Origin of the sequence: Micromonospora sp. WMMD975, assembly GCF_029581215.1 — a bacterium.
In the GTDB taxonomy this organism is placed as follows: Bacteria; Actinomycetota; Actinomycetes; order Mycobacteriales; family Micromonosporaceae; genus Micromonospora.
Window position 1 is genome coordinate 5,772,001 of record NZ_CP120739.1, and the last position, 26,165, is coordinate 5,798,165.

27 protein-coding genes and 2 tRNA genes are annotated in these 26,165 nt (G+C 70.6%); 11 read left to right on the plus strand and 18 right to left on the minus strand.

Translation table 11 applies throughout. The features are described from left to right. Positions 1–25 precede the first annotated feature (25 nt). The 7 genes from O7613_RS25660 to rpmH form a co-directional block, all read right to left on the minus strand. Positions 26–1,372, minus strand: a complete 1,347-nt coding sequence (locus tag O7613_RS25660) for an AAA family ATPase (protein ID WP_282290420.1) — start codon at positions 1,370–1,372, stop codon at positions 26–28. Positions 1,373–1,615: 243 nt separating this feature from the next. Further along, positions 1,616–2,392 (minus strand): 16S rRNA (guanine(527)-N(7))-methyltransferase RsmG, encoded by a 777-nt coding sequence (gene rsmG, locus O7613_RS25665; RefSeq protein WP_282294613.1) that lies wholly within the window; start codon positions 2,390–2,392, stop codon positions 1,616–1,618. A 371-nt stretch (positions 2,393–2,763) separates the two neighbouring features. Next, positions 2,764–3,357 (minus strand): R3H domain-containing nucleic acid-binding protein, encoded by a 594-nt coding sequence (locus tag O7613_RS25670; protein WP_282290422.1) that lies wholly within the window; start codon positions 3,355–3,357, stop codon positions 2,764–2,766. 216 nt (positions 3,358–3,573) lie between these two features. Next, positions 3,574–4,563, minus strand: a complete 990-nt coding sequence (gene yidC / locus O7613_RS25675; RefSeq protein ID WP_281585800.1) for a membrane protein insertase YidC — start codon at positions 4,561–4,563, stop codon at positions 3,574–3,576. Positions 4,564–4,566: 3 nt separating this feature from the next. Further along, the gene (yidD, locus tag O7613_RS25680) at positions 4,567–4,806 is read right to left on the minus strand and encodes a membrane protein insertion efficiency factor YidD (protein ID WP_091567651.1); all 240 of its coding nucleotides are present in this window, start codon (positions 4,804–4,806) and stop codon (positions 4,567–4,569) included. 41 nt (positions 4,807–4,847) lie between these two features. Beyond that, positions 4,848–5,258, minus strand: coding sequence for a ribonuclease P protein component (gene rnpA, locus O7613_RS25685; protein ID WP_281585799.1), 411 nt, complete (start codon positions 5,256–5,258; stop codon positions 4,848–4,850). Positions 5,259–5,287: 29 nt separating this feature from the next. Then, on the minus strand, positions 5,288–5,425 hold the full coding sequence (gene rpmH / locus O7613_RS25690; RefSeq protein WP_091061882.1) for a 50S ribosomal protein L34: 138 nt from the start codon (positions 5,423–5,425) through the stop codon (positions 5,288–5,290). A gap of 576 nt (positions 5,426–6,001) precedes the next feature. On the opposite strand from rpmH, the gene dnaA reads away from it, so the two are divergent. The 5 genes from dnaA (at position 6,002) to O7613_RS25715 (ending at position 12,451) form a co-directional block, all read left to right on the plus strand. Next, positions 6,002–7,816: a chromosomal replication initiator protein DnaA gene (gene dnaA / locus O7613_RS25695; protein WP_281585798.1), complete on the plus strand. Its 1,815-nt coding sequence runs from the start codon at positions 6,002–6,004 to the stop codon at positions 7,814–7,816. Positions 7,817–8,620: 804 nt separating this feature from the next. Continuing rightward, entirely contained in the window at positions 8,621–9,754 is a 1,134-nt protein-coding gene (gene dnaN / locus O7613_RS25700; RefSeq protein WP_281585797.1) for a DNA polymerase III subunit beta, read from the plus strand. 40 nt (positions 9,755–9,794) lie between these two features. Continuing rightward, the gene (gnd, locus tag O7613_RS25705) at positions 9,795–10,667 is read left to right on the plus strand and encodes a phosphogluconate dehydrogenase (NAD(+)-dependent, decarboxylating) (RefSeq protein ID WP_281585796.1); all 873 of its coding nucleotides are present in this window, start codon (positions 9,795–9,797) and stop codon (positions 10,665–10,667) included. A gap of 16 nt (positions 10,668–10,683) precedes the next feature. Continuing rightward, positions 10,684–11,817 (plus strand): DNA replication/repair protein RecF, encoded by a 1,134-nt coding sequence (recF, locus tag O7613_RS25710; RefSeq protein ID WP_282290426.1) that lies wholly within the window; start codon positions 10,684–10,686, stop codon positions 11,815–11,817. A 124-nt stretch (positions 11,818–11,941) separates the two neighbouring features. Continuing rightward, positions 11,942–12,451: a DciA family protein gene (locus O7613_RS25715; RefSeq protein WP_282294614.1), complete on the plus strand. Its 510-nt coding sequence runs from the start codon at positions 11,942–11,944 to the stop codon at positions 12,449–12,451. Between the two features lie 29 nt (positions 12,452–12,480). Here the strand turns inward: O7613_RS25715 and O7613_RS25720 are convergent, their stop codons facing one another. Continuing rightward, positions 12,481–13,053, minus strand: coding sequence for a hypothetical protein (locus tag O7613_RS25720; RefSeq protein WP_281585794.1), 573 nt, complete (start codon positions 13,051–13,053; stop codon positions 12,481–12,483). A 548-nt stretch (positions 13,054–13,601) separates the two neighbouring features. Between O7613_RS25720 and gyrB the strand changes: the two genes are divergently transcribed. The 6 genes from gyrB (at position 13,602) to O7613_RS25750 (ending at position 20,853) form a co-directional block, all read left to right on the plus strand. Then, entirely contained in the window at positions 13,602–15,548 is a 1,947-nt protein-coding gene (gene gyrB, locus O7613_RS25725; protein WP_281585793.1) for a DNA topoisomerase (ATP-hydrolyzing) subunit B, read from the plus strand. Between the two features lie 130 nt (positions 15,549–15,678). Beyond that, the gene (gene gyrA, locus O7613_RS25730) at positions 15,679–19,458 is read left to right on the plus strand and encodes an intein-containing DNA gyrase subunit A (RefSeq protein WP_281585792.1); all 3,780 of its coding nucleotides are present in this window, start codon (positions 15,679–15,681) and stop codon (positions 19,456–19,458) included. Between the two features lie 3 nt (positions 19,459–19,461). Continuing rightward, positions 19,462–20,376 (plus strand): DUF3566 domain-containing protein, encoded by a 915-nt coding sequence (locus O7613_RS25735; protein ID WP_281585791.1) that lies wholly within the window; start codon positions 19,462–19,464, stop codon positions 20,374–20,376. Positions 20,377–20,522: 146 nt separating this feature from the next. Continuing rightward, positions 20,523–20,596: transfer RNA gene (locus O7613_RS25740), tRNA-Ile, on the plus strand. A gap of 43 nt (positions 20,597–20,639) precedes the next feature. Beyond that, positions 20,640–20,768: a DLW-39 family protein gene (locus O7613_RS25745; protein WP_013283222.1), complete on the plus strand. Its 129-nt coding sequence runs from the start codon at positions 20,640–20,642 to the stop codon at positions 20,766–20,768. Between the two features lie 9 nt (positions 20,769–20,777). Continuing rightward, positions 20,778–20,853 (plus strand) — tRNA-Ala (locus tag O7613_RS25750). Between the two features lie 55 nt (positions 20,854–20,908). Here the strand turns inward: O7613_RS25750 and O7613_RS25755 are convergent. The 10 genes from O7613_RS25755 to O7613_RS25800 form a co-directional block, all read right to left on the minus strand. After that, positions 20,909–22,021: a site-specific integrase gene (locus O7613_RS25755; RefSeq protein ID WP_282290429.1), complete on the minus strand. Its 1,113-nt coding sequence runs from the start codon at positions 22,019–22,021 to the stop codon at positions 20,909–20,911. Between the two features lie 35 nt (positions 22,022–22,056). Continuing rightward, a complete protein-coding gene (locus O7613_RS25760) occupies positions 22,057–22,254 on the minus strand; it encodes a helix-turn-helix domain-containing protein (RefSeq protein ID WP_064448136.1) in 198 nt (65 codons plus the stop codon). Then, positions 22,254–24,011, minus strand: coding sequence for a replication initiator (locus tag O7613_RS25765; RefSeq protein WP_282290431.1), 1,758 nt, complete (start codon positions 24,009–24,011; stop codon positions 22,254–22,256). Before O7613_RS25765 ends, O7613_RS25760 begins: the two co-directional genes overlap by 1 nt. Further along, positions 24,008–24,241, minus strand: a complete 234-nt coding sequence (locus O7613_RS25770) for a hypothetical protein (RefSeq protein WP_282294663.1) — start codon at positions 24,239–24,241, stop codon at positions 24,008–24,010. Before O7613_RS25770 ends, O7613_RS25765 begins: the two co-directional genes overlap by 4 nt. Then, a complete protein-coding gene (locus O7613_RS25775; RefSeq protein ID WP_282290433.1) occupies positions 24,229–24,675 on the minus strand; it encodes a hypothetical protein in 447 nt (148 codons plus the stop codon). Before O7613_RS25775 ends, O7613_RS25770 begins: the two co-directional genes overlap by 13 nt. 78 nt (positions 24,676–24,753) lie before the next feature. Continuing rightward, complete coding sequence (locus O7613_RS25780) at positions 24,754–24,900, minus strand: hypothetical protein (protein WP_282290435.1); 147 nt, start codon at positions 24,898–24,900, stop codon at positions 24,754–24,756. Next, positions 24,897–25,487: a hypothetical protein gene (locus tag O7613_RS25785; protein WP_282290437.1), complete on the minus strand. Its 591-nt coding sequence runs from the start codon at positions 25,485–25,487 to the stop codon at positions 24,897–24,899. Before O7613_RS25785 ends, O7613_RS25780 begins: the two co-directional genes overlap by 4 nt. Next, positions 25,472–25,732, minus strand: a complete 261-nt coding sequence (locus tag O7613_RS25790) for a hypothetical protein (protein WP_282290439.1) — start codon at positions 25,730–25,732, stop codon at positions 25,472–25,474. The genes O7613_RS25785 and O7613_RS25790 overlap by 16 nt, the downstream gene beginning before the upstream one ends. Next, positions 25,729–25,971 carry a hypothetical protein gene (locus tag O7613_RS25795; RefSeq protein ID WP_282290440.1) on the minus strand — a complete coding sequence of 81 codons (243 nt, stop codon included), beginning with the start codon at positions 25,969–25,971 and terminating at the stop codon, positions 25,729–25,731. The genes O7613_RS25790 and O7613_RS25795 overlap by 4 nt, the downstream gene beginning before the upstream one ends. After that, positions 25,968–26,156, minus strand: a complete 189-nt coding sequence (locus O7613_RS25800; protein ID WP_282290441.1) for a hypothetical protein — start codon at positions 26,154–26,156, stop codon at positions 25,968–25,970. Before O7613_RS25800 ends, O7613_RS25795 begins: the two co-directional genes overlap by 4 nt. Positions 26,157–26,165: the final 9 nt, after the last annotated feature.

Sequence of the window (26,165 nt, forward strand, 5' to 3'; positions counted from 1 at the left end):
GACGCCTCCCAGCGACTTCTGCGCACTACGCATTCCGGCTCACCGGCTCCTTGACCCCTCGCTCAGCGATCTCCTGGGCGGCCTCGAAGTAGCTCGTGGCACCCCGCGAACCGGGATCGTAGGTCATCACCGACTGGCCGTAGCTGGGTGCCTCGGAGACCCGCACGTTGCGGGGGATCACGGCCTGGAGCACCTTGTCGCCGAAGTGGTTCCGGACGTCCTGCTCCACCGCGTCGGCCAGCCGGGTACGCCTGTCGTACATGGTCAGGAGGATGGTGGACACCTCGAGCTTCGGGTTCAGGTGCTGGCGTACCAGGTTGATGTTGTTTATCAACTGGTTGAGGCCCTCAAGCGCGTAGTACTCGCACTGGATCGGGATCAGCACCTCCTGCGCGGCCACGAGCGCGTTGACGGTCAGCAGGCCGAGCGAGGGCGGGCAGTCGATGAAGACGTAGTCGAAGTGGCCCGGGTACGCCTCGATGGCGCGCGACAGGCGCGACTCCCGGGCGACCACCGAGACCAACTCGATCTCGGCGCCGGCCAGATCTATGGTCGCCGGCACACACCACAGGTTGGGGATGCCCTCGACGGTCTGGGCCACCTCTTCGAGTGGCACGCTGTCGATCAGGCAGTCATAGACGTCCGGCACGCCGGTGTGGTGCGGCACGTTCAGACCTGTGGACGCGTTCCCCTGCGGATCGAGGTCGACCACGAGCACGCGGTTGCCGTGCAGCGCGAGCGCCACCGCCAGGTTCACGGTGGTGGTGGTCTTGCCCACGCCACCCTTCTGGTTGGCGACGCACATCACCCGGGTCCGATCGGGGCGGGGCATGGAAACCTCGCCACTGGGATTCAGGATCTGCACGGCGCGCATCGCCTCCATAGCCAACGGTGGGTCATCCTCTTCGCGCGTCGGGGTTTCACGTGAAACGTACGTGCTGGCGGGGTTTTCTTCCCCGTACCCGTCGGTCGGTGGCGTGTCGGACGGCGGTGCCGTCGTCTCGCCGGTGTCGGGGGCGGCCTGGTGCGGTACGGCGGAGACCGGCGGCTGCGGTTCGTAACGAGCGGGGACCGCGACGTTCGCGCGGGCCGCCGGGGGCCGGGGAGTCGGGGCGTTCACCGGGCCGTCGCTCGGATCGCGCGGTTCGCGGGCCGGCGGCACGTTGGCCGGCACGGACGAGGTCGGCCGCAGGGCACCCGCCGGTAGCGCCTCCGGCCGGCGAGCCGGCTCGGTGGGGCGGTGCGAGGACTCGTCACGGGGATGATTCACCGCCCACTCCTGGTAGCTGGTTTCACGTGAAACGGAATCGTCGGGTGAACGCCCGTCGGCTCCGGTCAGCCGTGGATCGTCGTACCTGCCGTCGTCATGCACCTGTCATCCCTACCCGCTCCGGATGGTCGGTCCGCACCCGTCAATCGGCCTCCGCGCGGTGCGCGGTGTCATCGGCCCGGCGGGAACGATCGGGTCGGGTGCCGCCCGGCACCGCCGCTCCACACTATCGACGCGCGGTCAGCCTACGGCCGACGGGCGCGGCGGGTCCATGTCGGGTTGTGATCGATCCGGTCACGTCCCACCGGTCCAACGACCGGATGGGCCTTCGGGCGGCGTGGCCGGTCAGCGATCCCGGTTGCGACCGCCGCGGTTGCGACCGCCGCGCGAACGCTTCGGCTTCTTCGGCTTGCGTGGGTTGACCACCCGCTCCCGCACCACCTCGATCACCGTCGCGGCGGGCTCGATCACCCCGACGCCGCAGCGGTGCAGTTCGGGCTCGCCACCGCCGAGCCGGAGCACGGCCTCGGCGTGCTCGGTCATCTCCTCGGCCGCGGAGGCGCCCTTGAGCGCCACCAACCGACCGCCGGGCACCGTCAGCGGCAGGCACCAGGCGGCGAGCCGGTCCAGCGCGGCCACGGCGCGCGCGGTGACGATGTCGGCGGACAGCGGCTCGCGGTCCCGCGAGCCGGCCGCGGCTTCATCGGCCCGCCCACGGAACACCCGGACGGTACGGGTCAGCCCGAGCTGCTGCACCGCCTCGACCAGGAAGGAGACCCGTCGGGCGAGCGGTTCGACGAGCGTCACGGTGAGATCGGGTCGGGCGATCGCCAACACCAGGCCGGGCAGCCCGGCCCCGGAGCCGACATCGATCACGCTGGCCCCCTCCGGGATACGCTCCGCCATCACCGCGCAGTTGAGCAGGTGCCGGTCCCAGAGCCGGGGCGTCTCGCGGGGTCCGATCAGGCCCCGGAGCACGCCCTCCGTGGCAAGCAGTTCGGCGTACGCGGCGGCGAGGTCGATCCGGTCGCCGAAGAGCGCGCGGGCGGCCTCCGCCAACTCGGGCGGCAGGGACGCGGCAGCCGGATCGACCGGACCGGAGGAGGTGGCCGCACCATCCATCGTGGACACCTCAACGACCGCCTCCGGCCCGGCGAAGGACGGCTCGGTCACGGCGTCCGGCTCGGCGAACACCGGGTCGACCGCACCGGCAGGTATCTCCGGTCCGGCGGCTTCCGCCGCCACCGGTTCGCCGGAGAAGGCCGGCGCCACCACGGCAGCCCCGGCGGGCTCCGCGCCGGGCACCTCCGCCGGTTCGCCGGAAAAGTCAGGGTCGGCCGGGGTCCCGGGCGGATACGGCGTACCGTCCGGGGAGTCCTCGTCGGAGAAGACCGGTTCGGGAGTCGCGTCGGGCCGTACAGCCGACGGCCCGGGCGGCGTACCACCCGGGCCGGCCACGGCGTCCGCCGTCGTGTCGTCGGAGACCACTGACCTCAGTCCACCGGCCGGACGACGATACGACGGTTCGGCTCCACGCCCTCGGACTCGCTCTCCACGCCGCTCATCGCGTTGACCACGTCGTGCACGCACTTGCGCTCGAACGCGGACATCGGCTCGAGGCGTACCGCCTCGCCGTGTTCCTTGACCTTCTCGACCGCGTTCTTGGCGACCGCGGCCAGCTCCTTGCGGCGCGCGGCCCGGTAGCCGCCGACATCGAGCAGCAGACGGCTCGGCGTGCCGGTCTGCCGGAACACCGCGAGGCGGGTCAGCTCCTGGAGCGCCTCCAGGGTGGCGCCGCGCTGGCCGACCAGGCTCTGGAGGCGACCGCCGACCACCTCGACGACCGGCCGGCCGCCGGAGACCAACTCGTCGATGTCGCCGTCGTAGTCGAGGATGTCCAGCAGGCCCTCGACGTAGTCGGCGGCGATCTCGCTCTGCCGGAACAGGTCGCTGTCGGCCGGGGCCTTCTTCTGCCGGGTCTCGGTCGCGTCCTCCTCGGACACGTCCTCCTCGGTCCCGGTGGAGGTCGCCTCGACGGTCTCCTCGTCCACGGGCTGGTCAGCGCTGGGGATGCTGGTGTCGGTCACGGTCTCATCTCCGTACTCGCTCGGCCGGACCGTCGAGGGTCCGCTGGTCTCCCGAGGGCCGGCGGGACGTTCGCCGGATGCCCCTCGGGCACGTCCTACGGGCGTTCCGCCCCTGACCGCGCGGTGCGCGGCGGTTCCGGCCCGGCGCCGACTCTCGGTCGCAGCTCGGGGACCGGACGGGCCACCGCCGTTCGCGGCGGTGGCCCGGGAGGGTGTTCAGCCCTGTCGCTTGGCGGGGCGCCCACCACTCTTCTTCGGGTTGACCGGCTTGGCGCCCGGCTTCGGCCCGGCCACCTTCGGCGCGGCGGCCGGGGCCTTCGCCGCCGGCTGCGCGGTCTTGCGGCCGAGCAGTCCACCGGTCTTGGCCGGCTGCACCGGGCTCTTGCCGCCGGTGGTGGTGTTCTTCTTCGGCGGCACCAGCGGCGGGAACTTCCGCAGCACCCACTGCTGCTGGCCGAGCGTGAAGAGGTTGTTGGTGACCCAGTAGATGATCACACCGATCGGGAAGATCGAACCCGAGACCAGCAGCGAGACCGGGATGCCGTAGAGCATCAGCCGCTGCACCATGCGCTGCTGCGGGTCCTCGGCCCAGCCGGTCTTCAGGATCATCTGACGGCTCGTCAGGTAGGTCGTGGCGATCATGATGAGCACCAGGACGCCGGCGATCAGCTTGACCGTGTTGGTGTTCGCGCCCAGCGGCGCCAGGTCGGCGGCGGTGGAGCCGAACCGGCCGGAGATCGGAGCGGTGAAGAGCTTCGCGCTGGAGGCGCTGTTGAACTGGTCGACGGTCCAGCCGTAGAGCGTCTTGCCCTGGTTCTCCGGGTTGAGCCGCTTGAGCGTGTGGAACAGGCCCAGGAAGACGGGGATCTGGAGGAACATCGGAAGGCAGCCCATCAGGGGGTTGGCCTTTTCCTTCCGGTAGAGCTCCATCATCTCCTTCTGGAGCGTCTCCCGATCACCCTTGTGCTTCTCCTGGAGCTCCTTGACCTTCGGCTGGAGCGCCTGCATGGCACGCTGCGACTTGATCTGCTTGACGAAGACCGGGAACAGGATCACCCGGACCGTCACCACCAGGAAGATGATGGCGAGGATCCAGGCCCAGTTCGTGCCGATGACCGCGCCGACCGGCACCCCGATGGCGTCCCAGGCCGAGTGCCAGGTCAGCAGGATCCACGAGATCGCGTAGTAGATCCAGTCGAGACTCAATTCTCAGGCTCCAGTCACGTCGGCACGGCGGCGATCGCCCGGCTCCGGCACCGGGTCGTGACCACCTGGGTGAAAGGGGTGGCAGCGCGACAGCCGCCGGACCGTCAGCCAGGCTCCCCGCAACGCGCCGTGCCGAGACACCGCCTCCACGGCGTAGGCACTGCACGACGGGTAGAACCGGCAGCGGGCCGGCAACGCCGGACTTATCCACCGACGGTACGCGATGATGGGCGCCAGCAGCATGCGGGCACCGGTAGTCGGCGACGGAGTCGAGGTCCGCCCGCTCATCGCGACCGACGTCCCCGGGCCGCCCGCGCGGCGGCGAGGGCGGCGTCCAGGTCGGTCCCGAGCCGCGCGTACGTCGCGTCGGCGGCCGGGGGCAGGGCGCGTACGACCAGGGTGGTGCCCGCGGGCAGCTCGGTCAGCCGGTCCCGGACCAGGTGTCGGAGCCGGCGGCGGACCTTGTTGCGGACCACCGCGCCGCCGACGGCCTTGGACACGACGAAGCCGGCGCGGCTCGGCGCGGGTGTTTCCGCGCCGCTGCTCCGCGCCGGCTCCGGCGAGGTCGTTCCGGCGGTGGCCGGCTCGGGAAGCGTCAGGTGGACCACGACGGCACCGCGGCCGACACGTCGGCCACCACGAACCGCTGCGGCGAAGTCGCTACTGCGCCGCAGTCGCTGTGCGGCGGCCAGCACGACAGCTCACGTCCCCGGACCGGACGGCCTCAGGCCGCCAGGCGGGTGCGGCCCTTGGCGCGACGGGTCGAAAGGATGGCGCGGCCGGCACGGGTGCGCATGCGCAGCCGGAAGCCGTGGGTCTTCGCGCGCCGGCGGTTGTTCGGCTGGTAGGTGCGCTTGCTCACGTCAGGCTCTCCGTTGTCGTACGCCCCGCGCGGCGGATCGCCCGGGGTCCTGTGCTGGTCCAGATCACCTCGGCGGTGACCGCTGATCGACGCCGCCCGTGTGACCCGGCCCCGGCGGTGCGGGGAGGTGGTCACGAGGCAGCGAGCATCCATCACCCTAGCAGAGGGCGAGAGAGCATCCGCTCCAGCCTACGCAGGGGCACAATGACCGTCAAACCTCGCACTCCCGCCCCCGACCTGCGCCGCAGCGGTGACCGGAGGGGTGTTTCCGCTGCTGTGTCGGACACCCGGAGGGTGTCGGCGGTTGATGGCGCGGGGTCCCCGCTGTTAGCGTGCGCGATTGCGGTCGGTGTCGGTGGTCCAGGTTTGTCGCCGACCGGCAAGACCGGACAAGCTGTTGAATCGTTCGGCACGGTGAACCCGCTTCAGCGCCTCCGCGAATCAGGGGCAGGTCCGACCCACGTCCGGTGGGCGGCCACAATCGGTCCGTACACACAGGCTGTGGATAACTTGTGGATGACGCGACCGGTCAGCCGTCCGGGCGGGCGTGAGGATCAGGCGAGGGGGTGGCACGACGTGACCGGAGAGACAGACCTTGCCGCGGTGTGGGCGGCGGCCACCGAGGAACTCGCCGACGAGATCATCTCCGCGCAGCAACGGGCCTACCTCCGACTCACCCGGTTGCGGGCGATCGTCGAGGACACCGCGCTGCTCTCCGTGCCGGACGCCTTCACCCGGGACGTGATCGAGTCCCGGCTCCGCCCGGCCATCACCGAGGCGTTGAGCCGTCGGCTCGGCCGGCCGATCCAGGTGGCCGTCACCGTGCGGGTCGCCGAGGACCCGGGCGGGCGCCCGGCCGGCACGGTCTACCGCAGCAGCCCGGAACCGCTCCCCGAGCCGGACGGCCCGGCGGATCCGCTCCCCGGGTTCGACCGGCTCGGCCCACCGCCGGCGCAGCCGACCTTTCCCGTCCCCCGCCCGAACCCGGGGTACGCCGAGACGCGGCCGGACCCGTCGACGGAGGAGCACCCGCCGCGGCAGCGGAACGCGGACGGCGGCCGGCCGCAGTTGATCCCGGCCGGTCGGGACGGTCAGGACACGCTCTTCGGCGCCGCGTTCGCCGAGCCGCTGCGCGCCCCCGAGCGCCGGTCCTTCGACGAGCGTCCCGGCGCCGAGCCGTCCACCGACCCGCTCGGATACGAGCCGCGCTACCGGGAGGCCCCGGGTCCGGCCGACGCCCCGCCGTTACGGGGCCTGCCACGCGACGGCGCCACCGACAACGGGCCCGGCCGGGGTGCTCCCGACCTCCACCGCCCGGGTGGCCAGCCCGATCGCCGGCTGCCGGGCGGGGCGGAGAGCGGGGGCAACCGCCTCAACCCGAAGTACATGTTCGAGACGTTCGTTATCGGCTCGTCCAACCGGTTCGCCCACGCGGCGAGCGTGGCCGTGGCCGAGTCGCCGGCCAAGGCGTACAACCCACTGTTCATCTACGGTCACTCCGGACTGGGCAAGACCCATCTGCTGCACGCCATCGGGCACTACGCCACCACGCTCGGTAACGCCCGCTCGGTCCGGTACGTCTCGACCGAGGAGTTCACCAACGACTTCATCAACTCGTTGCGGGACGACAAGACAAGCGCGTTCCAGCGCCGCTACCGCGACGTGGACATCCTCCTGATCGACGACATCCAGTTCCTGGAGAACCGGGAGCGGACCCAGGAGGAGTTCTTCCACACGTTCAACACGCTGCACAACGCCAACAAGCAGATCGTGATCACCTCCGACCGGTCGCCGCGGCAGCTCGCCACGCTCGAGGACCGGATGCGGACCCGGTTCGAGTGGGGACTGCTCGCCGACATCCAGCCGCCGGACCTGGAGACCCGGATCGCGATCCTGCAGAAGAAGGCGGCGCAGGAGCGGATGTACGCCCCACCGGACGTGCTGGAGTTCATCGCCTCCCGGGTGTCGAACTCGATCCGGGAGCTGGAGGGCGCGCTGATCCGGGTCACCGCGTTCGCCAGTCTCACCCGCTCCTCGGTCGAGCTGTCACTGGCCGAGGAGGTGCTGCGGGATTTCATGCCCGACGGCGCCGGCCCGGAGATCAACGCCGACCAGATCATGGCGTCCACCTCTGAATACTTCGGGGTGAGCCTGGAGGACCTGCGCGGCCACTCCCGGTCCCGGGTGCTGGTGAACGCCCGCCAGGTGGCGATGTACCTGTGTCGCGAGCTGACCGACCTGTCGCTGCCACGGATCGGCCAGGCGTTCGGTGGCCGTGACCACACCACGGTGATGCACGCCGATCGCAAGATCCGTCAGCAGATGGCGGAGCGGCGCTCGCTCTACAACCAGATCGCCGAGCTGACGAACCGGATCAAGCAGAACACCTGAGACGCACGTCTCGTACCCCGTCATGACAGCCCGGTCGGATCCCCGGCCGGGCTTCTTCGTGGCCGGATCCGGGTGCCCCGTCCCGCGCCGACCGACCGCCGTGGACGCCGTCGCTTGACCCTCGACCCGGTCGAGGGGGCAGGATCGGTGCCGTGCTCGTCCACAAGCCGCACCGGTTGTCCACACCCCCTGTGTCACAGGCGGTGGATAACGACCCTCTGCATATGGCCGGTTACCCACAGACTGTGGACAAGTCCTGGGGACGAGCCTGTGGACGCCTGGGGACAACCCTCGCGTTGTCCACCGATGACGATCTACCTGTGGACCGCCTGTTGAAGGTTCTGGGGATGACGACGGTCGGAGCCGTCCGCGTCGTCCACAGAGCTGGGGAGAAAACCGGTGGATTACCGGTGGACAACCTGTGAACAACGGTGGATAACCCGGCGGCTGGCGACGGCTGTGGATCGGGACGCGAGTTGTACCCCGGGTTCTCCACAGCGAAACCACCGGTGGATAACGTGTCTGAGCTGCGCAGACGTAAGTTCTCCACAGTTTGCACAGGTGCGATGAAGACGATGAGTTATCTCTTCTAAACAACAAAAACCAATCATCACCGTTGGGCTTTCTGTGGATCGGGCCGCGGCGCTGCCGTCAGCAGTCGCCCGGGCACCTGGATCCACGGGGTCGGGCGCACAGCCGATGCCCACGCGCCCTAAGGTGCGATGGGAACCCGCACGGTCGGGCGGGACGGGTGGCAGCGGTCGGCATGAGAGAGTTGTCGCTGACGTCGACGCGGAGGCATTGATGAAGTTCCGAGTGGAGCGCGACGCGCTCGCCGAGGCCGTGGCGTGGACCGCCAAGAGCCTGCCCAACCGACCCTCCGTGCCGGTGCTGGCCGGGGTGATGCTGCGGGTGACCGACGGCAACCTGCATGTCTCCGGCTTCGACTACGAGGTCTCCAGCCAGGTGACCGTCGAGGTGCAGGGGGACGCGGACGGCGCCGCCCTGGTCTCCGGCCGCCTGCTCGCCGAGATCACCAAGGCGTTGCCGGCCAAGCCGGTGGACATCGCGGCCGTCGGCGCCCACCTGGAGCTGGTCTGCGGCAGTGCCCGGTTCACCCTGCCCACCATGCCGGTGGAGGACTACCCGACCCTGCCGGAGATGCCGGAGAGCGCCGGCACCGTCGACGCCGCTTCCTTCGCCGCGGCGGTGGCCCAGGTCGCCGTGGCCGCCGGCCGCGACGAGACGCTGCCGATGATGACCGGCGTCCGGCTCGAACTGTCCGGCGGCACCATGGCCATGCTCGCCACCGACCGCTACCGCCTCGCGCTGCGGGAGATGGAGTGGAACCCGGACGACCCGGAGATCAGCCTCAACGCGCTGGTGCCGGCCCGCACGCTCAACGACACCGCCAAGGCGCTCGGTCCGCTCGGCGGGCACGTCACCATGGCGCTCTCGGCCGGCGGCGCCGGCGAAGGCATGATCGGCTTCTCCGGCGGCACCCGCCGGACCACCAGCCGCCTGCTCGACGGCGCCAACTACCCGCCGGTGCGATCGCTGTTCCCGGCCGACCACAACGCCGAGGCACGGGTCGCGGTCGCCACCCTCATCGAGGTGGTCAAGCGGGTGGCCCTGGTCGCCGAGCGCACCACCCCGGTGCTGCTCAGCTTCAGCTCCGACGGCCTCGTGGTGGAGGCCGGCGGCACCGAGGAGGCCCGGGCCAGCGAAGCCATGGAGGCCACCTTCAGCGGCGACCCGCTCACCATCGGCTTCAACCCGCAATATCTGATCGACGGCCTGGCCAACCTGGGCTCCCAGCACGCCCTGCTGCGCTTCGTCGACGCCTTCAAACCCGCGGTCCTTTCTCCGGCCGGCGAGGATGGCGAGGTCATTCCGGGGTACCGGTACCTCATCATGCCGATCCGCGTGTCGCGCTGATCGCGGGCGGCACCACCCTGACGTACGGAGGTAGGAGCAGATGCAGCTCGGCCTGGTAGGACTCGGCCGGATGGGCGGCAACATGCGCGAACGACTGCGCGCCGCCGGGCACGAGGTGGTCGGCTACGACCGCAACCCGGAGCTCAGCGACGCCGCGAGCCTCGCGGAGCTGGCCGAGAAGCTCGACGCGCCCCGCGCCGTCTGGGTCATGGTCCCCGCCGGCGTCACCGACGCCACCATCGACGACCTCGTCGGCGTGCTCGGCTCCGGCGACATCATCATCGACGGCGGCAACTCCCGGTTCACCGACGACGCCCCGCGCGCCGAGCGCCTCAACGAGCACGGGATCGGCTATGTCGACGTCGGTGTCTCCGGCGGCGTCTGGGGCCGGCAGAACGGGTACGCGCTGATGGTCGGTGGCGCCGAGCAACACGTGGCGCGGCTCATGCCGATCTTCGACGCGCTCCGGCCGGAGGGCGACTTCGGCTTCGTGCACGCCGGCCCGGTCGGCGCCGGCCACTACGCCAAGATGGTGCACAACGGCATCGAGTACGGCCTGATGCACGCCTACGCCGAGGGCTTCGAGCTGCTCTCCGCGTCCGAGCTCGTGACGAACGTCCCCGGGGTGGTCAAGTCCTGGCGCAAGGGCACCGTGGTGCAGTCCTGGCTGCTCGACCTGCTCGACCGGGCGCTCGACGAGGATCCGGAGCTGGCCGACCTGAGCGACTACACCGAGGACACCGGCGAGGGCCGCTGGACGGTCGACGAGGCGATCCGCCTCGCCGTGCCGCTCAACGTCATCACCGCCGCGCTCTTCGCCCGGTTCGCCTCCCGGCAGGACGAGTCGCCCGCCCTGAAGGCCGTCGCCGCGCTGCGCCAGCAGTTCGGTGGCCACGCCGTCCACAAGCGCTGACCGGTATCCACAGGCTGTGTACGTCCGCCGGCTCGAACTCGTCGACTTCCGCTCGTACGAGCGGGTCGGCGTCGACCTGGAGCCGGGCCCGAACGTGCTCGTCGGCGCGAACGGCGTCGGCAAGACCAACCTGGTCGAGGCGCTCGGCTACGTGGCGACCCTGGACTCGCACCGGGTCGCCACGGACGCCCCCCTGGTCCGGATGGGCGCCACCTCGGCGGTGATCCGCTGCGCCGTGGTGCACGAGGGCCGGGAGCTGCTCGTCGAGCTGGAGATCCTCCCGGGCAAGGCGAACCGGGCCCGGCTCGGCCGCTCCCCGGCCCGCCGCGCCCGGGACGTCCTCGGCGCGCTGCGGCTGGTGCTGTTCGCGCCGGAGGACCTGGAACTCGTCCGCGGCGACCCGGCCGAACGCCGCCGCTACCTGGACGACCTGCTCGTCAACCGCCAGCCCCGCTACGCGGGCGTCCGCGCCGACTACGAACGGGTGGTCAAGCAACGCAACGCGCTGCTGCGCACCGCGTACCTCGCCCGCAAGACCGGCGGTTCGCGCGGCGGCGACCTGTCCACGCTCGCCGTCTGGGACACCCACCTGGCCCAGCACGGGGCCGACCTGCTCGCCGGCCGGCTGGAGCTGGTCGCCGCGCTCACCCCGCACGTGGCGAAGGCGTACGACGCGGTGGCGGCCGGCCGTGGCGCGGCCGGCATCACCTACCGGCCGTCGGTCGACCTGCCCGAGCCGACCGCCGACCGGGCGACGCTTGCCGAGGCGCTGAGCGCCGCCCTGGCCGCGAACCGCACCGCCGAGATCGAACGCGGCACCACGCTCGTCGGCCCGCACCGCGACGACCTGGCCCTCACCCTCGGCCCGCTGCCCGCCAAGGGGTACGCCAGCCACGGCGAGTCCTGGTCGTACGCGCTGGCGCTGCGACTGGCCGGGTACGACCTGCTGCGCGCCGACGGGATCGAGCCGGTGCTGGTGCTCGACGACGTCTTCGCCGAGCTGGACGTCGGCCGGCGGGAACGGCTGGCCGAGCTGGTCGGCGGCGCCAGCCAGCTCCTGGTCACCTGTGCGGTGGACGAGGACGTGCCGGCGACCCTGCGCGGCACCCGCTACACGGTCGGTGAGGGGACGGTGCGACGTGCCGGATGACGAGGAGGTGCGGCTCCCGCCCGCACGGCTGGGCCCGGGACGCGACGGCGGACCGACCGCACGGGCCGACCGGGGCGCGCCCGCCGCGCGTACCCCCGGAAAGCCGGCGGACGGCGAGCCAGGCGTGGCGGAAGGCCCGGCCGGGCCGGAGCTGGCCCGGGCGGTGCTGGACGCGGCGAAGGCCCGGCGCCAGGCCGCGGCCGGCGCGCGACGGCGCTCCGCGGTCCGCGGTGACGGCGAGAAGCGGCTGCGCGGCTACTCCGGGGCCGGCCCGGACCCTCGCGACCCGCAGCCGCTCGGCGCGGTGCTCGACAAGCTGGTCAAGGCGCGTGGCTGGCAGCAGCCGGCCGCCGAGGCGACCGTCTTCGGCGCCTGGGAGAAGGTGGTCGGGCCGGACGTCGCGCAGCACAGCCGCCCGGTGAAGCTGGAGAACGGCGAGCTGACCGTCGAGGCCCGCTCGACCGCCTGGGCCACCCAGTTGCGGCTGCTGGCCGGCTCGCTGCTCAAGCAGATCGCCAGCGAGGTCGGCCACAACGTGGTGCGCAAGCTGCACATCCACGGCCCGGCCGCGCCGTCGTGGTCGCGCGGTCCGCGCCGGGTGCGCGGCCGTGGCCCGCGCGACACCTACGGGTGAGCATGGCCGCCCAGACGTGGCGGGTCGGCTCAGACGTGGCGGGTCGGCTCCACGTCGGCGTAGACGGCGAAGCCGCGCTCGGCGCAACGCCGGTAGAACGCGGCGAGCACGCTCAGCTCGGCGCAGGTGAAGTTCCACTGCGGCGGGTCGCCGTTCTCGTCCCGCAGCTTGTCCAGCCGGCTGTCGAGCCAGCGGAGCTGCTGTTCGGCCAGCCGGCCGTCGCCGAGGAGCGCGCGCAGGACCTCACTCACCGACTCGAACGTCACGGCCTCGCCGTGCGGCCGGTGCCGGGCGATGAACTTCTCCACCCCCTCGGCGATCCACGAGCAGCCGTCCGGGTCGATCACCGGATCTTCGTCCTCGGCCGCGTTCTCCGTGGCGTAGAGCACATTTTCCAGCCCGAGGATCAGGTCGACCAGTTCCGTGTACGCGGTGGCCCGCACCGTGCCGGTCTTCGCGATCAGCTCGGCCAGCGCGGCGGTCGGCGCCGAGATGCGTGGTACGTCCACGATGTCGCCGAAGTCCACGAACTCGGCCGGTGCGACCGGATCGTAGAAGCGGCCGGTCCGCGGCCAGTGCACCGCGACGTTGTCCAGCCCCATCTGGTGTCACCTCTCACCAAGCGATTGTCGGACTTCCCCGGCGATGGTCCCCGTTGTGGGCGCGAAAGATCAAGACCGCAACGGCGGCGCCGCCAAAAGGTACGGCACGTCGGGTTCCACCGCGACCCCCGGGCGGCCGGACGCCGGTGATCGAGCCCGGAGGCGCCCACCGCTCACGCGGGCCGGTGGCGCGGCAAGGTGTCGTTGGCGTGTAGGGGGAGTCGCGGGCAGCGATATTCGTCCGGCTACGGCATTCTCAGCCGCCTTCAGGGGGTGCCGAGTGGCGGTTTGGTCGGCTGCGCACAGTAAGATTGGAGACGAGACGAAAGACCCGGCACGGAGCGACGGACACGGGCCCCCAGGGCCCTTGATCATTGTCCCGCATCGGGTCCGAGCCGATCGCGATCCGCGGGCAACCGCGGCGCCTGGCGTACACGATCCGTGACCTGGCGATCCCGGGGGCGGCCTGCGTGCGCCGACGTCGTGTCCTGTCCGCCGAACCCGCGCCCCCGCGCCCACGCGCGGTCGGCGCGAGAAAGTGGCCGAGCGTGGCAGCGGAGGACAACAAGAAGTACGGTGCCGAGTCCATCACCGTGCTCGAGGGCCTGGAAGCGGTCCGGAAGCGGCCCGGTATGTACATCGGGTCCACCGGCGAGCGCGGCCTGCACCATCTGGTGTGGGAGGTCGTCGACAACGCGGTGGACGAGGCGATGGCCGGCTACTGCGACACCATCGACGTGGTCCTGCTCGCCGACGGGGGCGTCCGGGTCACCGACAACGGCCGTGGCTTCCCGGTCGACCTGCACCCCAAGCTGAAGAAGCCGGGTGTCGAGGTCGCGCTGACCGTGCTGCACGCGGGCGGCAAGTTCGACGGCAAGGCGTACGCGGTCTCCGGCGGCCTGCACGGCGTCGGCGTCTCCGTGGTCAACGCGCTCTCCACCCGGATGGCCGTGGAGATCCACAAGGACGGCTTCGTCTGGCGGCAGCGCTACGACCACTCCAAGCCGACCCCGTTGGAGAAGGGCGAGCCGACCGACCGGACCGGTTCCGCGGTCTCCTTCTGGCCCGACCCGGACGTCTTCGAGACCGTCGACTTCGATCTCCACACGATCTACCGGCGTCTCCAGGAGATGGCCTTCCTCACCCGTGGCCTCACCATCCACCTGCTGGACGAGCGGGTGGCGGAGGACGAGGACGGCAAGCTCCGCGAGGTCACCTTCCACTACGACGGCGGCATCGCCGACTTCGTCCGGCACCTCAACGCCTCGAAGAGCCCGATCCACAAGACGGTGGTCGAGTTCGGCGCCGAGGAGACCGGCATGTCGGCCGAGATCGCCATGCAGTGGAACGAGTCGTACGGCGAGTCGGTCTACACCTTCGCCAACAACATCAACACCCACGAGGGCGGCACCCACGAGGAGGGCTTCCGGGCCGCGTTGACGAGCGTGGTCAACCGCTACGGCACGGAGCGCAAGCTGCTCAAGGGCGACGAGCGGCTCTCCGGGGAGGACATCCGCGAGGGCCTGGCCGCGATCATCTCGGTCAAGCTGACCGACCCGCAGTTCGAGGGGCAGACCAAGACCAAGCTGGGCAACACCCCGGTGAAGGGCTTCGTCCAGCGGGTCTGCAACGAGTCGCTCGTCGACTGGTTCGACCGCAACCCGGCCGAGGCGAAGACCATCATCACCAAGGCGTCCCAGGCCGCCCGGGCCCGCATCGCCGCCCAGCAGGCGCGCAAGCTGGCCCGGCGCAAGTCGCTGCTGGAGTCCGGCTCGATGCCGGGCAAGCTGGCCGACTGCCAGTCCACCGACCCGCGCGAGTCCGAGGTCTTCATCGTCGAGGGCGACTCGGCCGGCGGCTCGGCCAAGCAGGGCCGTGACCCCCGGGTCCAGGCGATCCTGCCGATCCGCGGCAAGATCCTCAACGTGGAAAAGGCCCGGATCGACCGGGTGCTGAAGAACAACGAGGTGCAGGCGCTGATCACCGCGCTCGGCACCGGCATCCACGACGACTTCGACATCGAGAAGCTGCGTTACCACAAGATCGTGCTGATGGCCGACGCCGACGTCGACGGCCAGCACATCCAGACGCTGCTGCTCACCCTGCTGTTCCGCTTCATGCGGCCGCTCGTCGAGCTGGGTCACGTCTACCTGGCCGCCCCGCCGCTCTACAAGATCAAGTGGAACAAGAAGGGCGACGACGCCCAGTACGCCTACTCGGACCGGGAACGGGACGGGCTGATCTTGCTGCGCCAGCAGAAGAAGGCCAACGCCAAGCCGGACGACATCCAGCGGTTCAAGGGTCTCGGCGAGATGAACTACCCCGAGCTGTGGGAGACCACGATGAACCCGGCCACCCGCACCCTGCGCCAGGTCACGCTCGACGACGCCGCCACCGCGGACGAGTTGTTCAGCGTCCTGATGGGTGAGGACGTCGAGGCGCGCCGGTCGTTCATCCAGCGCAACGCCAAGGACGTGCGGTTCCTGGACATCTGACGGACGTGCCCGGGTCGGCCGGAGATCCACCGGCCGACCCGGCCATCCACAGAGTTATCCACAGTCGGGCCGCTTTCCACAGCGGTTATCCACAGCTAGATCACGACTCTGAGTCTGATAAGGGTTAACAGTGACGGATACTCCCGAGTCCACCCCGAACGAGCCGGAGACGCCGGAGACACTCGCCGCGGTCGTCCAGCACGACCGTATCGAGCCGGTCGGCCTCGAGGTCGAGATGCAGCGCTCGTACCTCGACTACGCGATGAGCGTCATCGTCGGGCGGGCCCTGCCGGACGTGCGGGACGGGCTCAAGCCGGTCCACCGCAAGATCCTCTACGCCATGTTCGACTCCGGCTACCGGCCGGACCGCGGCTACGTGAAGTGCTCCCGGGTCGTCGGCGACGTGATGGGCCAGTTCCACCCGCACGGCGACTCGGCCATCTACGACGCGCTGGTCCGGATGGCGCAGTCCTGGGCGCTGCGCTACCCGCTGGTCGACGGCAACGGCAACTTCGGCTCGCCCGGAAACGATCCGGCTGCGGCCATGAGATACTGCATTACGGCAGATGTCCGTATTCGCACCTTTAACGGTAGCGTCCGGATCGGCGATGTCGTGCTGGACGCGGCGCCGAGCAGCGAGACCGACGTCGATCTCAAGGTCCGCGACCGCAACGGCGACCTGGTCCGCGCCAGCAAGTTCTTCCACTCCGGCGAGCACCCCACGCTGCGGCTGCGCACCCGCGAGGGGTACGAGCTGACCGGCACCCACAACCACCCGGTGCTCTGCCTGGTGAACGTGGCCAGCGTGCCGACCCTGCTCTGGAAGCTGCTCGCCGAGGTCTCTCCCGGTGACCGGGTGGTCCTCCAGCGCAGCGTGCCGGACGAGATCGGCTACCCGATGCTGGAGCACGTCGAGGCGGCCGTGCTGGCTGGCGCGTTCGTGTCCGAAGGCTGGGTCTCCGAGGATCGAGCCGGCTTCAACAACGTGGACCGGGAGTTCTTCGTCCGGGTCCTCGCCGCCTACGACCTCGCGGTCGGCGGCCCCCGGTATGTCGCCGAGCGGGTCATCGCCTCTGGCAGCACGCTGTATGAACTCGACGTGCAGAACCTCTCCGCACTGCGGGCGAGCGTGCTGGGCGAGATGGTGGGTGCGCGCAGCGCCGCCAAGTTCGTGCCGGAGTTCGTGTGGCGCGGGCCGGCCGCGGTGAAACGAGCCTTCCTCCAGGCGCTGTTCGAGGGCGACGGCTCCTCGTCGTTGCTGCCGCGCAACACCATCCAGATCTCGTACTCCACCCGCAGTGAGCGCCTGGCCCGCGAGGTGCAGCAGCTCCTGTTGGAGTTCGGCGTCGTCAGCAAGCAGTGCCGGTACGACGACGGCGAGATCAAGGTCGTCGTGACAAACCGCCGGGACGCGCGCATCTTCGCCGCCCACGTCGGCTTCCTTGATCGTAAGCAGACCAAGCTGGAGTCGGAGCTGGCCCAGGTGCCGGCGAGCAGCACCGCGCTCTCCGGCGACATGGTGCCGTTCGTCGGTGACTTCATCCGGGAGCACGGCGCGACGCGCTGGACCGAGCGCGACTGGCTGCGCCGGCACAACGTCGACCGGGTGGAGCGGTGGGAGCGGGACCGCGACGAGATCGCCGCACGGATCACCGAGCCGGGGATCCTCGATGTGGTCGAGCCGTTGGTCGACGGTCGGTTCTACTACGCCGAGGTGACCGACGTCACCGACGCCGGGGTTCGGCCGGTCTACAGCATCCGGGTCGACACCGACGACCACTCCTTCGTCTCCGACGGTTTCGTCAGCCACAACACCGAGTGCAAGCTCGACCCGCTGGCCATGGAGATGCTGCGGGACATCGACGAGGACACCGTCGACCTTCAGGACAACTACGACGGCCGGGCCAAGGAGCCCACCATCCTGCCGTCGCGGATCCCGAACCTGCTGATCAACGGCTCCGAGGGCATCGCGGTCGGCATGGCCACCAAGATCCCACCGCACAACCTGCGGGAGATCGGCGCGGCGGTCCAGTGGTGCCTGGAGAACCCGGACGTCGACGAGGCGAACACGCTGGAAGCTCTGCTGGAGATCGTCAAGGGTCCGGACTTCCCGACCCACGGCCTGATCGTCGGGCAGCAGGCCATCCAGGACGCGTACCGGACCGGGCGCGGCTCGATCCGGATGCGCGCGGTGGTCGAGGTGGAGGAGGACAAGCGCGGTCGGCCGGCGCTCGTGGTCAGCGAGCTGCCCTACCAGGTCAACCCGGACAACCTGGCCGAGCGGATCGCCGAGCTGATCAAGGAGGGGAAGCTCGGCGGCATCGCCGACATCCGGGACGAGTCCTCCGGGCGTACCGGCATGCGGATCGTGCTCGTGCTCAAGCGCGACGCGGTCGCCAAGGTGGTGCTGAACAACCTCTACAAGCACACCCAGCTCCAGGAGACGTTCGGCGCCAACATGCTGGCGCTCGTCGACGGCGTGCCGCGCACGCTCAACCTGGCGCAGTTCATCCGCTACTACGTGGAGCACCAGATCGAGGTGATCCGCCGGCGGACCGCGTTCCGGCTGCGGAAGGCGGAGGAGCGGGCGCACATCCTGCGCGGCCTGAGCAAGGCGCTCGACGCGCTGGACGAGGTGATCGCGCTGATCCGGCGTTCGCCGACGGTGGAGGACGCCCGGCAGGGTCTGATCCGGCTGCTGGACATCGACGAGGTCCAGGCGACCGCGATCCTGGACATGCAGCTGCGTCGCCTGGCCGCGCTGGAGCGGCAGCGGATCCTGGACGACCTGGCCAAGCTCGAGGTCGAGATCGCCGACCTCAAGGACATCCTGGCCAAGCCGGAGCGGCAGCGGAAGATCGTCTCTGACGAGCTGGGTGAGATCGTCGCGAAGTGGGGCGACGAGCGCCGCACGAAGATCATCCCGTTCGACGGCGAGGTCTCGATGGAGGACCTCATCGCCCGCGAGGACGTGGTCGTCACCATCACCCGCACCGGGTACGCGAAGCGGACGAAGGTCGACCTCTACCGGTCGCAGCGACGTGGCGGCAAGGGCGTGAGCGGGGCGACGCTCCGCCAGGACGACATCGTGAGCCACTTCTTCGTATGCTCTACCCACGACTGGATCCTGTTCTTCACGAACAAGGGTCGGGTCTACCGGGCGAAGGCGTACGAGCTTCCCGAGGCCAGTAGGGTGGCCAAGGGCCAGCACGTGGCCAACCTGCTCGCCTTCCAACCGGACGAGCAGATCGCGCAGATCATCGAAATCCCGAACTACCAGGTGGCGCCCTACCTGGTACTGGCCACGAAGAACGGCCTGGTGAAGAAGACGCGGCTCGAGGAGTTCGACTCCAACCGTTCCGGCGGCATCATCGCGGTGAACCTGCGCGATGAGGACGAGCTGGTCGGTGCGGTCCTGGTCGCGCCGGAGAACGACCTGTTGCTGGTGTCGAAGAATGCGCAGGCGATCCGCTTCAACGCCACGGACGAGGCACTGCGTCCGATGGGCCGGGCCACCTCGGGGGTGATCGGCATGCGCTTCAGCGGAGAGGACGAGCTGCTCGCCGTCGAGGTCGTCCGGGAGGGCCTGGACGTGCTGGTGGCGACGAACGGGGGTTACGCGAAACGTACCCCGATCGAGGAATACCCGGTGCAGGGCCGGGGAGGTAAGGGCGTGCTGACTGCGAAGATCACCGAGCGACGCGGTGGTCTGGTCGGCGCGGTCGTGATCGATCCGGAGGATGAGCTGTTCGCCATCACGAGCAACGGCGGCGTCATCCGGACTCCGGTGAAGCCTGTACGCCGTACGCGTGACCGGAACACAATGGGGGTCAAGCTGATGGACCTCCCGGACGGCGTGACTATCGTGGCGATTGCTCGCAATGCCGACGAGCCTGACGAACAGGACTAGTTGATGACGGAGACACAGGCGAAGTCGGGGAACAAGGGGACCTCGGCCACCCCGGTCGAGGAGGAGGCCGCGCAGGGCGGCACACCAGCGACCGGGCGCGCCGCCGTGGGTCGGGCCACGGTTCCCGCCGACGCGCCTGCCCCGAAGTTCACTCGGGCCCCCGGCATGGCCCCGCCGCCCGACAAGCCCGGCGACGACTCGGGATCCCGTGAGTCGACCGAGACCAAGGTCGACGCGCCGACGTCGGCCGACGGCTTCGCGGCTCCGGCCGCGGCGAAGCCCGCCACGAGCACACCGCCGACCAAGGCGACGGCCGCCGCCCGGCCGTCCACCGGCACGACCGGCATGCAGCCCCGCATCGGGGCCGGCCTGGGCACCGCGCCGAAGGCGACGCCCGAGGCCGCCGGCCCGTCCGGCGCCAACCCGGGTCGTCCCGCGAACGGCGGGGGCCTGCCGCCGGGCATCAGCGGCGCGGCGGCGGTCGGCGCCGCGCGCGTGGGTGAGGCGGTACGCGCCGCGCGTACCTCGGTCGGCTCGGCCGCGTCGCGCGGACCGCGCCGGGCCCGGCTGAACCTGAAGCGCATCGACCCGTGGTCCGTGATGAAGTTCGCGTTCGCGGTCTCGGTGGTGCTCTTCATCGTGGTGGTCGTGGCCACGTCGGTGCTCTACCTCGCGCTCGACGCGATGGGCGTGTTCAAGAGCGTCAACGACAGCCTGACCGACCTGGTGAACGCCGGCGGTGGCTCGGGCGGCGGTGGCTTCCGCGTCACCGCGAAGGGCGTGATCATGACGTCCGCGCTGGTCGGCTTGGTCAACGTCGTGCTGTTCACGGCGCTTGCCACCTTGAGCGCGTTCGTTTACAACGTCTGCGCCGACCTGGTCGGCGGGATCGAGCTGACGCTCGCCGAGCGGGACTGATTCCGACGACGCCGGGGCACCGCGTAAAGCGGTCGCCCCGGCGTCGTGCGTCCGGGTACGTTCGTGGCAGCGCGGGTGGTTTCCGCCACGGGCCCCCCGATTTGGGGGCGCTGACAGCGATGGGTTAACCTTGCTCGTCGCTACGCGGGGCTATAGCTCAGTCGGTTAGAGCGCAGAGCTGATAACTCTGAGGTCGCTGGTTCGATTCCAGCTAGCCCCACCGCACATCGTCCGACGACAGTCGAGCGCGAGGGGTCAAGCCCATGTTCAAGAAGCTCCTGATCCTGGCCGGCATCGTCGGCGTGGCCGCCGTGGTGGCCAAGAAGGTCAAGGCGTCGAACGACGAGCGCGCCCTGTGGCACGAGGCCACCACGGCGCCCGACCTGCGCTGACGCCGTCTCGGGGCCCTAGCTCAACTGGCAGAGCACTGCCTTTGCAAGGCAGGGGTTAGGGGTTCGAGTCCCCTGGGCTCCACCAGCACAAACACCGGTTGATCTCGGGTCCGAGTACAGCCATTCGTACAGCCAAGCCGTCACGCCGACCCCTCCTCACCGAGGACCCGGTCGATGGCCGAGGCAGCCTGACGAGCCCGCGCCGGCAGGACGTGCCCGTAGGTGTCGGCCGTCATCCGGATCGTGGAGTGCCCAAGCAGCTCCATAACCGTGCGTAGCTCCTCGCCCTGGTCGAGCAGGAACGTGGCGAAGGCGTGCCGCAGATCGTGCAGGTGCAGCCAGTCCAAGCCGGCCACCGTCCGGAGCTGCTCGAAGCGCCGGTTGACGTTCCGCGGCTCCATCGGGGTGCCGATAGTGCTGGCGAAGACCAACCCGAAGTCCGACCACAACTCCCCCGCCGCGAGCCGTTCCTTGGCCTGGCGGACCCGCTGAGACTCCAACGCCCGGACCGCCAGCGCGGACAGCGGCAAGGGCCGGCTCGACCGGTGCGTCTTCGGCGGCACGAACTCCAAACCGCGGTCCGTGCGCTGCACCGTCTGGCGGACGAACAGCGCCTTACCGGGCAGGTCGACATCCGACCAGCGCAGGCCCAGCAGTTCCGCCCGACGAAGCCCGGTCGCCAGCGCCAGCACGAACAGGGACTCCAACCGATCACCGGTGAGCACCGACAGTAGCTCTTTGGCCTCTCCGGGAGTCAGCGCCCGCCGTTCGACCCGACCGAGAGCCGGTGGCTTGGCCGCCTTGGCGACGTTGCGCGCGACGAGATCCATCCGCTCAGCGTCGGCCAGGGCGACGCGCAGCACCGCGTGCACTTTGATGATGCTGGCCGGCGCCAGCTTGCCGCGAAGCCCGGTGAGGAACCGCTGTACCTCCCGAGGCGTCAGCCGGTCGAGCTTCACCCGGCCCAGCCCCGGCACCAGGTGCTTGGTCACGGCCAGGCGGTAGCGGACGAGCGTCGACGGGCGGGTGCCGTCATGGGCCTTCACGTCCCGCAGCCACTCGGTCAACCAGGCTTCCACCGTCCGAGGCTGCGCGGTGAGGTCGACACCGAGCTGAAGTTGGCGCCGCAACTCGTCACGCTTCCGGACCGCTTCCGCCTCGGTCTTGGCGTAGACGTACTTCCGCTTCCGCTTCCCGTCGATCCACCCGAGGTCGACCACCGCAGCCCACACACCCGGCCGCTGCTCGTACACCGAGCCTTCCCCGTGAGCCCGACGACGACGCCCGGTCATGCCGCGAACTCCTCATCAGCCGACAGGAACTCGTCGATCGCCGTCAGCGGGATCAGGCGAGCCCGACCAGCCTTGATCGACCGCAGCCGACCGGAGCGCATCAGCACGTAGACGGTGTCGCGGCAGACGCCGAGGAGGGCGGCGGCTTCGGCGGGCCGGACGCTCTTCGGAGCCACCGCGCGGGGCTGGATCATCACGCACGTCCTTCCGGGGAGTCGAGGTCGGATCGGGCCGGCACCGAGACGCCCTGTGCCGCCTTGTCCCTCGCCGCGAGCAGTGCCGCCTTCCACTGGGCGCGTTGCGACAGCGCTTTGAGGAGTCGGTGTTGCAGGGGCGGTAGGTCAGGGTCGTCGGGGCGGGCGAGTTCCCAGGCGTACGCGGGCGGGTCGTCCTGGTCGACGGCGTCTGCGTCGGTGGCGCCGACGGTGACGCCGAGGAGGTTGCGGACCCAGGCGCGAGCGTCGGCCCGGTGGTCGGCGAGGGTCTTCCCGGACCAGTCGCGGGAGACGAGGATGCGCCGGCCGCCGATGCCGAGGGTGGCCCGCTGGTGGACCTTGCCCTTGCAGCGGCCGGCTTGCAGGCGCCCGTGTGCCTTCTTCGGTTGGATGCCGTAGAGCAGCCAGTTGGAGCACCGCTCATTGCACGGCGTCACCCGCAGCTCGTGCCAGAGCCGGTCGAGGTGGCCGCGCTGCCGGTCGGTGTCGGGCTTGTGGCAGTCAGCCGCGGACTTGGTGATGTACTTCGTGATGTAGCCGATCGTGCGATTCGCGTGCACCGTGCCGGGAGTGACACCTTCGGCATGGACCTGCGGACCGAAGCGGACCACGTGCGCGGGTTCGGCGTCGGGGTCGGTGTCGATGAGGTCCAGGGCGTCAGCCCACGCGGTCAGCGGTTCGCGGGTGGTGGGGTCGATCCACTCGGCGCGGTCGGCGTCCCAGACCGGTGGCCGGTTGAGGGAGTAGACCGGTTCGTCGGCGGCGGGCCACCAGACTTGGTGGTAGGTGGCGGCGGCCACCTGCCGCAGCACGGTGCGGGGGATGGTGCCGCGGATGGCGAAGTGTGCGTGTGGGGCGAGGCGTCGTTGGGGCTCGACGCAGCCGGCGTATTGGACATTCCATCCGGCGCACCGCCTGAGGTTTTGCCAGAACCGGTCGAGGAGCCGGGCGAAGTGCACCGCGTCCCATGCGGCGCGCCGGTAGTCGTAGGTGTCCGGGTTGACGGGGGTGCCGTCGGGTAGGACCCGGCCGTAGGTGTCGAGGGTGAGGGACAGCCACATGGACGGTCGGTGTTCGGTGCCGTCGGGGGCGGTGTAGACCTTCCCGACCGTGCGCGGCTCGACCTTCTTGCGAGGCAGGTCCGGGGCGTCCTGCCGGCGGCGGGTAGAGCGTTTCCGGCGACCCTGGTTGTCGTCATCCTGGTCGTGGGCCGGGGCCACGGCGCCGCGGAGTCCTTCGGCGGCGATCGCTTCCTCCACCTCTCCGATGGCGTCGTCGATGTCGGGGAGTTGGTCGAACTGGGCGGCGCGTTGGGCTTCGTCGCGGGCGAACTCCAGGTGCGCGCGCAGCAGGATCAGCTCGCGTTGCGCGTCGGTGGCCGGGTTCGGTGCGGGCGCCGGTTCGTCGGTGCGGTGCCAGCCTTCCCGGATCTGGGTTTGGCGCAGCCGGCGGGCGCGTTTCGCACACGGCTCGCACTTGTCTTCGCGGGTGGAACCGCAGGGCAGGTCGACGACCTCGGTGTGACCGGTGTGTAGGTCGGTGCGGCGCAGGGTGACCGGGTGGAGGCAGACGCCGTACTCCGCGGCCATCTCCGTGACGATCTTCCGCGACATTGGCAGGGCGAGGCGAGCGGCACGGGTGCCGGGCGCCGGCGCGAGGTCGGCCGGAACGGCGGCGACCGGGTCGGTGGGCGGGGCGGGGTCGGGGGTGAGGCCGGGCAGGGTCGGGGCGGTCATCGGGTCACCTCCGGGAGCTCAAACAGGACAGCGGGCGTAGGGCCGATCGGGGTGGTGCGGGGTGGGCCGGCGTGGCTGGCCCAGCGGCGGGCGGCGGCCTGGTGGCGGGCGCAGGTGGTTTCGGCGCGGTAGCGGCCGGTGCCGGGTTGGCCGGCTTCGATGAGGGCGGTGGCCCACCTACGGCAGCGGGCGCAGTAGGTGGGCCGGGCCGTGGCGGTCAGTGCCGGCATCCCGAGCAGTGCAGCCCGGTGCAGGTGGCCTTGCGGCGCAGCAGCAACACGGCCAGGACGATGAGGACCAGGACCACGCCGACGGCGGCGGGCGCGGCCCGCTGCACGGTGTGCGCGACCTGGACGGCGAGGTAGCCGATCCCGGCCAGGGCACCGACGGCGGTGGTGGTGATGGCGGTGGCGGCGATGACCCGGCCGCGGCGCAGCCGACGCACCACCGGCGGCGGGTTCGTGCGAGCGGTGTCGAGGAACCGCACGGTGACGGTGACCCGGCCGTCGGGGTGCTGGCGGGGCCGGTCGGCGAACATCAGCCGTCCCGACTGGCGAAGCACGGCGAGCGCGGCGGCGACTTCGGCGGGGGTGCCGACGATGCGACGGGTCAGCGTGGTGGGGCCGGTGCGGTGGGCGAGAGCGGTACGGGTGGGCGACGGCATCGGGCTTCTCCTGCTCTGGCTCGGTGGGGTGCCGCGGCGCGGTCGAGGGTGAGTCGGGCCGCGCCGCAGCAGCCGTGGCTATCGGCGGGGGTGGGCGCCGTGGGGCTTGGCGAGGTTGCGCATGTCGGTGTGCCGCCAGTAGGGGTCCTTGACGTCGACGTACTCGATGGGGCCGTTGCACACGGCGCACGTGTCCATCAGGGGCGGCTGCTTGGGCTGGTTCATCGGGTGACCTCCGAGACGATGTGGCCGTTACGGGGGGCTTGAACGACCGACGACACGAGCGCCGACCGAACCGGCGCCGGAGCCGGCGGCGGGAAGACGGGAGCCGCGGCGGCGGGCACGTCGACGGGTTCGGCGTCGACGGACTCCCGAACCGGAGCCGGGGCCGGACGGGCCGGGGCGGGTGCCGCGGTCGGGGTGGGGGTGCCGGTGAAGACGAGCTTGGTCAGGGCCATGAACGCCAGCGCCGGCAGCGCGGACAGCAGCCACCCGGACGGACTCGCATCAGCCACGGCGAGTTGCGCGGCGAGGGAGAAGCAGGCGAAGGCCAGCATCAGGAACACCGGGTAGCCGATCGGCTGGCGGTGGCGTCGGCGGCGGCGGATGTCGAGCAGACATGCCACCGGCACGAGATCGGACAGCACGGCGTTGGCCCAGCCGAAGGCGTCGGGGGTGCCGTCGGGGACGTGGCGCATGGTCCAGTCGTGGACGTGGGAGAACGACGCCCACCCGGCGGTGCCGGCGACCACGATGAGGATGAGGACCAGGGCGACGGCCTCCAAGCCGTCGGCGTTCAGGAAGCGACGCACGAGGTCACCTCCTGCTCGACCGGCGGGGTGGGGCGGAGCCAGGCGCGTAGGTTGCGCAGGTAGACGGCGCCGTAGACGAAGCAGGAGGCCAGGAATCCCCACTGGCGGGTGGTGATTGCGTAGGCCAGCCACAGGCCCTGAGCGGCGAGGCCGACGGCCCAGCCGGTCCAGGAGCGCTTGCCGGCCAGCCACAGGCCGGTGACGCCGACGGCCATCAGCAGCCAGGACCACAGTTGGTGGTTCATTGCGGGGCCTCCCAGCGGTCGAAGGCGTCGGGCCGGCAGACGGGGCACGGGAGCTTCCAGATCCGGTGTGCCGGTGGGGTCAGTTCGTGGGTGAGCCCGTCGCGGATGTTCGGGTTCCAGATCTGCACCTCGCCGCGCTGCTGGCAGACAGTGCAGTCGTCGGGGTCGGTAACCAGGTGCAGGAAGCCGGCGCGGGTTGCGATGAAGACCAGCGGCTGCCGGAACGGGTGCGAGTTCATGCCGCCCACCCCCAGGCTTCGGCGTCTTCGGCGGCGATCTCGGCGTGCTGGCGCAGCGCAGCGGCGATCACGTCGGCGCCGTCGGGGTCGGGTGCGCAGTAGGGGCAGGTCTGGTCGGGGTCGACGTGGAGCAGGTCGAGGCAGGTCCGGCGGATCGGCCGACGGTTCAGGCGACGGGTACGCATCAGAAGCTC

What these genes read in the sequence shown, in the direction of transcription:
- O7613_RS25770 (WP_282294663.1), bottom strand. Translation starts at nt 24,241, where the DNA reads ATGCCGGCACTGACCGCCACGGCCCGGCCCACCTACTGCGCCCGCTGC.
- O7613_RS25790 (WP_282290439.1), bottom strand. Translation starts at nt 25,732, where the DNA reads ATGAACCACCAACTGTGGTCCTGGCTGCTGATGGCCGTCGGCGTCACC.
- dnaN (WP_281585797.1), top strand. Translation starts at nt 8,621, where the DNA reads ATGAAGTTCCGAGTGGAGCGCGACGCGCTCGCCGAGGCCGTGGCGTGG.
- gnd (WP_281585796.1), top strand. Translation starts at nt 9,795, where the DNA reads ATGCAGCTCGGCCTGGTAGGACTCGGCCGGATGGGCGGCAACATGCGC.
- rsmG (WP_282294613.1), bottom strand. Translation starts at nt 2,392, where the DNA reads ATGGATGGTGCGGCCACCTCCTCCGGTCCGGTCGATCCGGCTGCCGCG.
- O7613_RS25745 (WP_013283222.1), top strand. Translation starts at nt 20,640, where the DNA reads ATGTTCAAGAAGCTCCTGATCCTGGCCGGCATCGTCGGCGTGGCCGCC.
- O7613_RS25760 (WP_064448136.1), bottom strand. Translation starts at nt 22,254, where the DNA reads ATGATCCAGCCCCGCGCGGTGGCTCCGAAGAGCGTCCGGCCCGCCGAA.
- O7613_RS25775 (WP_282290433.1), bottom strand. Translation starts at nt 24,675, where the DNA reads ATGCCGTCGCCCACCCGTACCGCTCTCGCCCACCGCACCGGCCCCACC.
- O7613_RS25720 (WP_281585794.1), bottom strand. Translation starts at nt 13,053, where the DNA reads ATGGGGCTGGACAACGTCGCGGTGCACTGGCCGCGGACCGGCCGCTTC.
- O7613_RS25735 (WP_281585791.1), top strand. Translation starts at nt 19,462, where the DNA reads ATGACGGAGACACAGGCGAAGTCGGGGAACAAGGGGACCTCGGCCACC.
- O7613_RS25795 (WP_282290440.1), bottom strand. Translation starts at nt 25,971, where the DNA reads ATGAACTCGCACCCGTTCCGGCAGCCGCTGGTCTTCATCGCAACCCGC.
- O7613_RS25780 (WP_282290435.1), bottom strand. Translation starts at nt 24,900, where the DNA reads ATGAACCAGCCCAAGCAGCCGCCCCTGATGGACACGTGCGCCGTGTGC.
- O7613_RS25765 (WP_282290431.1), bottom strand. Translation starts at nt 24,011, where the DNA reads ATGACCGCCCCGACCCTGCCCGGCCTCACCCCCGACCCCGCCCCGCCC.
- O7613_RS25800 (WP_282290441.1), bottom strand. Translation starts at nt 26,156, where the DNA reads ATGCGTACCCGTCGCCTGAACCGTCGGCCGATCCGCCGGACCTGCCTC.
- yidD (WP_091567651.1), bottom strand. Translation starts at nt 4,806, where the DNA reads ATGCTGCTGGCGCCCATCATCGCGTACCGTCGGTGGATAAGTCCGGCG.